Consider the following 6,910-nt stretch of genomic DNA (forward strand, 5'->3'; position numbering starts at 1 on the left):
GTTTGTCATGAAATACCACATTGCCCCCACAGCAGGCGCACTGTCTGGCAGGGTAATGGGGTATTACCGTCAGCCGTGCATATTCCCACGCATGGCGATCGCTCAATAACATTCATGCCGATCACGTAATAACATCCATGCCGATCACTCAATAACATCCCAAGCCGATCACTTTTTACCCTCGATGGGAAACCATGATCGGCATCCATGTTATTGGTGACTTTTTCTTCCCGCTTCGTTAAACCCGCACTTTCCCATCTGCTCCAACAGAGGAACGTGCATGTCTGCGAGGCCTATCACTGTGAGAAAACTCAAAGAAATTCTTCGCCTTAAATTTCAGGCTCAACTGGCTCATCGGCAGATCGCCCTCAGCCTGCATATCTCTCCTAGCACCGTATCCTATTACCTCAACCGGGCGGCTCAACTGGGTATCATGACCTGGCCCCTGTCTGAGTCCTGGGATGATGTCTCCCTGGAGCGCGCATTTCTCAAGACCTGCTCTGTTCATAAAACTCAGCACAAACCCACTCCCAACTGGGCCTTGTTGCATCAGGAACTCAAAAAACCAGGTCAAAAAGGCGTGACCCTCGAGCTGCTATGGCAGGAGTACGCCGAGCGCCATCCAGGCTCCCACTACAGCTACAACCACTTCTGTCGGCTCTATAAAGAGTGGGCGGCGCTGCTGCAACCCTCGATGCGGCAGACCCATATTGCGGGCGAAAAACTCTTTGTCGACTACTGCGGCCAGACCATGCCGATTGTCGATCCGCACACCGGCGAAATCCTTTACCGGGCCCAGATCTTTGTCGCCGTGCTGGGTGCTTCCAACTACACCTTTGCCGAGGCCACCCGCTCCCAGCAGCTCGAGGACTGGGTCATGAGCCACAAGCGCGCTTTCGAGTTCTTTGGCGGTGTGCCGCAATTGGTGGTACCCGATTGCCTGAAGAGTGCCGTCAGCGTGGCGCGCAATACCGATCCGGATCTCAACCCCACCTACCAGATGCTGGCGGCCCATTTCGGTACGGCGATCATGCCCGCGCGGCCCCGCAAGCCGAAGGATAAGTCCAAGGCAGAGGTGGGCGTGCAGATCGTCACCCGCTGGATCCTGGCGGTGCTGCGTCATGAAACCTTCCATAGCCTGGCCCAGCTCAATCAGCGGATGGGTGAACTGCTGACCCGGCTCAACCAGAAACCCTTCCAGAAGCTTCCTGGCTGCCGTGCCTCACAGTTTGCCGAGCTCGATGCTCCGGCGCTCAAGCCGCTGCCGGATTATCCCTATCACTACACCAAAGTGATGTTGGTACTGGTTGGTAAGGACTACCACGTCGATCTGGAAAAGCACTATTACTCCGTGCCCCATGCCTTGCAGGGCAAGCGGCTGGAGGCTCATCTGGCCGAACATACCGTCACGCTGTACCACGCCGGCAAGGTCGTGGCCGAGCACCCGCGGAGTCATCGCAAAGGTCAGCACAGCAGCCTGCCTGCCCATATGCCCGCGCATCACCAGGCGCTGCTGGAATGGTCGCCCGAGCGTCTGCTCGGCTGGGCGGTATCCATCGGACCCTACACCACGCATTGGGTGGATGGTTTTATCCGGAATGTGGCACACCCGGCGCAAGCGGTGCGACCTTGTCTGGCCTTGCTGGGGCAGAGCAAAACCTATGGCAAGGAGCGGCTGGAAGCGGCCTGCCTCCGGGGTTACCTGACCGGCGCCAACCGGCTGCACAACATCCGCAGCATGCTCAAGAACGGCCTCGAGCAACAACCCATCGCCAGCAAGCGACAGGATCCGCTGCAAGACATCCGTCATGACAATGTCCATGGCGAGCACTACTTCCACTAACCCCCACAGCTCAGGAGAAGCCCATGCAATTACACCTCAATGAACAACTAAGCCGCCTGCACTTGAGCGGTATGAAACAGGCCCTGAACCAGCAGCAGGCCCAGAGCATGCTGTACCTGGATATGGGTTTTGAAGAGCGGCTGCAACTGTTACTGAGCCATGAGCTGGTGCAACGGGAGCAGAGGAAAACCAACCGTTTGGAGAAGCAAGCCCGGTTCCGGCTCGCCGGACAGGTGGAGCAGCTCGACTATCGGGCGGGTCGAGGCGTGAGCCAAGCGCAGATCCGCCAACTGCTGGAAGGACACTGGCTGAGTCATCAACAAAATCTGCTGCTGACGGGCGCGGCAGGCTGTGGCAAGAGTTACCTGGCGTGTGCTCTGGGTCGTTACTTTATCCGGCAAGGAGTGGGCGTGCGGTATTACCGGCTGAAAACCCTGCTCGAAGAGATGCGACTGGCACAAGCGGATGGCAGCTATCCGAAACTGCTGGAGCAAGTAAGTCACATAGGAATGTTGATCCTGGATGACTGGGGCATGGAGATGCTGGACGCGAGCGAACGCAGCAACCTACTGGAGATCATCGATACCCGCTACGGCAAAGTCTCAACGATAGTGGCGAGCCAATTGCCGGTGGAGAAGTGGTACGGAATGATCGGAGAGGCAACATTCGCCGAGGCAATCCTGGACCGATTGATCCACAGAGCAGTGCGCGTGACCTTAACGGGAGAATCGATGAGAAAACAGGGTGCCAACTTGACCGAAGCCGATCAGGCGGAGTAAAAGAAAGACGCTATAAACGCGGGCAGAAAAACGGTGATCGGCATGATGTTATTGGCTGATCGACATGATGTTATTAGCCACTGACGGCGCTTACTGCTGAATTCACTGTCGGCGAAGGTGAGCTGATGACTCATGATGAACCCTTTTTCATGGCTCCAGATGACAAACATGATCTCATATCAGGGACTTGTTCGCATCTTCCATAGCTACAATGGCGGGCTGCCCCCAAACGAATCCGAGAGGATGTTCTGGGCGGCACACAAAACCGTGGCCAATTTTTCTTGACCACTACATGCAAAAAGTAGTAATAGATCAGAACGGCCGATCGCCGTCAAGCACTGAAAAAGCCAAAATTAGGTGCGGAATGACGGTTATAATGAAAATGTAGTCATATAAACAATTTAACCTTTATTGGTGTTGTATAGAAAATTAAATATTTTTACTTAAAGTGAAAGTGATTTAATTGAAACAGGTCCAATGAATGGGATGAGATAATGAATATTGAAGTGATTAATCATGAGTTGGGCATTATCGGAAAAGTTTTTATATCAAAATCTGCATATATACGCGAAACTTTAATAAAAGTAGCATATGAATGTACGGATTATTTTTATGTTTTTATCTCCGAAGATGATAATAATTTCATCGTACATCTTTCGTTAAAAAATAATGAATGTGGTAATGCACACACCTTACTGACAAAGGTGTGTGGGGATTTTGTCAACAACCTCATAGACCAAGAGATGCGGTTCCTTGTCCAAGCAGAAACAAAGGAAATTCGAGAGGTCATCATAAAGGCTGCATTCTCAGAGGCTGCGAAAGGACTTAAAGCTACCAACAAAGCCTTGACGAAACCGAATCTAGCACTCTCATACGTTGACGATAAACTCGATATTCTTTCTCTCAGGGGGTAATATATGAAAGTTAAATTACCCCTCTCAATATACACGATGCAGTCAATTAGTGTCGGTAGAAAGGCGTTCAAGCAATATCTTAAAGTTGATGTTGGTCGAGATAAGGACACGGCTAGCCTGAGTATCTGTGTTGACGAAAAATACAATTGTGACGAGAAAAGAGAGATTATTAATTCATTTTTGAATTATTTGCTCCAATATAGTGCCACATTGAGTACAGCAGGCAAGGGGCAGTAACATGGAAAAATTTAAGTCGCCCTCCGAGTATAAGGATCAATCTGGTTATAGCCTTATGCCATTTCACTTTTCAAAACTCAATGGTGATTACTTTATAAGTAATGATTTTGGCGAGTGGGAAGTGCTGACGCCTGTTCAGTTAAAGGATTTGGTGTACAAGCGGATTGATCATACATCCAAGTTATATCGAAAGCTAAAATCGAAGAGCTTTTTGTACCATGGACAGGCCATGCTGGGGCTTGAAGTTTTGGCTTCAAAACTGAAAACTAAGAAAGAGTTCATTCTTAACTTCAGTAAATTACATATTTTTTGCATGACCCTTCGATGCAACCACAGTTGCATATATTGCCAAGTGACTAGAAAATCAGAAAATGCAGACAAGCACATCTATGACATGAGTGATGAGGTGCTTGCCAAGTCAATCGATGTGATGCTTCAGTGTCCTTCTAGAGCTATTACCATGGAATTCCAGGGGGGAGAATCGCTGTTGGCCATTGAGCAGGTTAAGAAAGCTGTCCAGCTCACCAAGCAGAAAAATGAAGCAATAGGTAAAGAGATTACCTATGTGATCTGCACCAACTTGTCACATGTCACCCTAGAAACATTGGAATTCTTCAAAGAGCACAAAATAAATATTTCAACGTCGCTCGACGGGCCAAGCTTTCTGCATAATCATAACAGGGCAACGTCTGGCGGCAATAGCTACGAAAAGACTAAGGAAAGCTTCAGGCTGGCGAGAGCCGTGCTGGGTAAAGACTGTTTGTCTGCATTGATGACCACAACAAAGATGTCGCTCAAGTACCCACGAGAAATTGTGGATGAGTACGTCGTGAGCGGTTTAAATAACATCTTCATTCGCGAGTTGAACCCTTACGGATTTGCGGACAAGGCAGCAAGTAAAGTCGGCTACAGCACAGAAGAGTTTCTAGCCTTTTACAAAGAGGTGCTGGACTACATCATCCAGATCAACTTGTCTGGTACGTTCTTTGTTGAAAGCTTCACGGGCCTGATCTTGAAAAAATTGCTAACCCCTTGGGCAATTGGCTTTGTTGATCTGCAAAGCCCAACAGGTACAGGCTTTAATGTCACTGTTTACAACTATAACGGTAACGTTTACCCAAGTGATGAGTCACGGATGTTGGCAGAAATGGATGATGACACTTTTTTGCTTGGTAACGTGCTCAAGGATGACTACCAGAGTCTGTTTTTTGGTGAAGGTATGCAGCTTGTGGCATCGGCAGCACTCAATGAATCACTTACAGGTTGTAGCGATTGTGCCTTCTCCCCATTTTGTGGGGCAGAGCCTGTGCGTAGGCATCAAACGCAGGGTGATGTGATAGGCCATCGACCAACAGACGCTTATTGCCATAGGAATCGTGAAATCATCAAACATGTGATCTCACTATGGATCCATAGTGATACCAAAATAAAAGACATTTTGATGTCATGGATCAGGGGCTGACATGAGCGTAGTAAAAATTAATTTTAAGCCGATATCAGACATTGATGACATACAGTACACAGAGCAAATAGCACTGGCGGTTAACTGTTGGTCCGATGACTATGTAGGGAAAAATTTGTTTTATCTGTACGATGGAGGGGCAGTTGATCACGTACTCGCATCAGCAGCCAAATTGATAATATGCCAGCCGAACAAGATCTTTCTGGGTGCTGCATCAGTTCTGGAAATTGATGATTTTGAGTATCTTGTTGACGGCTCAATAGTATCCATTAATACAGCAGGAAAAATTCGAGTGCTGTTCAATCCTAACTCGCTGAACAATGCCCTGTTTGTTACCGATGCTTGTAATAACTATTGTATCATGTGTCCACAGCCTCCCAAGCCATTTTTGAAAGAAACTGCGACTAGCCAGCTCAAAGAAATCCTGTCCTTGATCCGCACCAAAGATGCGCCAGAGGTGCTGGGGATTACAGGTGGAGAGCCGACGATGATTAAAGAAGGCTTGCTGGAGGTCATCGAACTTATAAAGACCAAGTTTCCGAGCACCGGTATCCAGCTGCTTTCCAATGGGCGATTGTTTGCTTATGGGGATTTTACTCATGCTCTTGGTAACATAACCAAAAACCTCTTCGTCTGTGTCCCGTTGTTCGGCGCAACACCAGATATCCACGATTACATCGTGCAATCAGAAGGCGCATTCGATCAAACTGTAGCAGGGCTTTACGAATGTAAGCGAAATAACATCGACATCGAACTGCGAGTTGTATTGCACAAGCAGACTATAGAAGATTTGGATCTGTTAGTTGAATTTATACACCGGAACTTACCTTTCGTAGGACATGTTGCCTTTATGGGGATGGAAAACATGGGGTTCGCAAAAATGAACTATTCCGAATTGTGGATAGACCCAGTGGATTATATGGAGGTGCTTGGTAGCGCAGTTAAGACGTTATCTCGTTTTGGTATGACTGTTTCGGTATTTAACTTGCCATTCTGTATTGTAGACAAGGATATTTGGAACCATTGTAAGCAGAGCATAAGTGACTTTAAAACTGTATATAGTGAAAAATGCAAATGTTGTTCAAAACAAAGTGAATGCGCGGGGTTCTTCTCATCAACAAATAGCAAGTTTTTGTTGACTGAGCTCAAGAATATAAAACCACTATAGGGGTATATTATGGAATTGCCATCTTTCAAGATTAACACGAAACTAAGGGACAGTAATGGTATCAAAAAAATCGTTACGGGCGTGTTGGCTGTAGCAATGATGCTTGCACCAACCGTTGCATCTGCTAGCAACTACACCAGAGAAGAAATAGCTCAGTCAATACATACTAATAATTCCGCTGTTGAACGTGTTATTACCTTAACACGTTATAGTGATGGTTTTCTTAGCGCCTATCATAGCAGTCATGTTAGCCATGCAAGTCATGCGAGTCATAGCAGTCACTACTCCTGTACACCAGGATCTACCTGCTAGTAAGCATTAAATCATGACAACTTAGCGAGCACTTTTTTGTGCTCGTTTTTTTGTATAGGGCTGTAGGTTCGATTCGCGGCGAGTAATTAAGCATTCTGGAAATAAGGTTTTATCACGGCTCATATACAGGACCTTAAGAAAACACTTCATTTGAAATTCCTTCTAAGGTCCTGTTCTGTATCGATTTTCGCTGCT

General features: G+C 47.5%; 5 protein-coding genes. All 5 read left to right on the forward strand.

Going from position 1 to position 6,910, the window contains the following annotated elements; translation table 11 throughout:
• The first annotated feature begins 280 nt into the window (after positions 1-280).
• The 5 genes from istA to hxsC all read left to right on the forward strand — a co-directional run bounded on the left by istA (position 281) and on the right by hxsC (position 6,403).
• Positions 281-1,843, forward strand: a complete 1,563-nt coding sequence (gene istA, locus OKC30_RS19100) for an IS21-like element ISAs28 family transposase (protein WP_270809235.1) — start codon at positions 281-283, stop codon at positions 1,841-1,843.
• Between the two features lie 23 nt (positions 1,844-1,866).
• Positions 1,867-2,622: an IS21-like element ISAs28 family helper ATPase IstB gene (gene istB, locus OKC30_RS19105; protein WP_021141277.1), complete on the forward strand. Its 756-nt coding sequence runs from the start codon at positions 1,867-1,869 to the stop codon at positions 2,620-2,622.
• A 494-nt stretch (positions 2,623-3,116) separates the two neighbouring features.
• Positions 3,117-3,536: a His-Xaa-Ser system protein HxsD gene (gene hxsD, locus OKC30_RS19110; RefSeq protein ID WP_160839505.1), complete on the forward strand. Its 420-nt coding sequence runs from the start codon at positions 3,117-3,119 to the stop codon at positions 3,534-3,536.
• Between the two features lie 238 nt (positions 3,537-3,774).
• Positions 3,775-5,235, forward strand: coding sequence for a His-Xaa-Ser system radical SAM maturase HxsB (hxsB, locus tag OKC30_RS19115; RefSeq protein ID WP_270809236.1), 1,461 nt, complete (start codon positions 3,775-3,777; stop codon positions 5,233-5,235).
• Position 5,236: 1 nt separating this feature from the next.
• Positions 5,237-6,403, forward strand: a complete 1,167-nt coding sequence (gene hxsC, locus OKC30_RS19120; RefSeq protein WP_160839545.1) for a His-Xaa-Ser system radical SAM maturase HxsC — start codon at positions 5,237-5,239, stop codon at positions 6,401-6,403.
• The last annotated feature ends 507 nt before the right edge of the window (positions 6,404-6,910 follow it).

The sequence above is a fragment of the Aeromonas sp. QDB18 genome, from assembly GCF_027705325.1.
In the GTDB taxonomy this organism is placed as follows: domain Bacteria; phylum Pseudomonadota; class Gammaproteobacteria; order Enterobacterales; family Aeromonadaceae; genus Aeromonas; species Aeromonas caviae.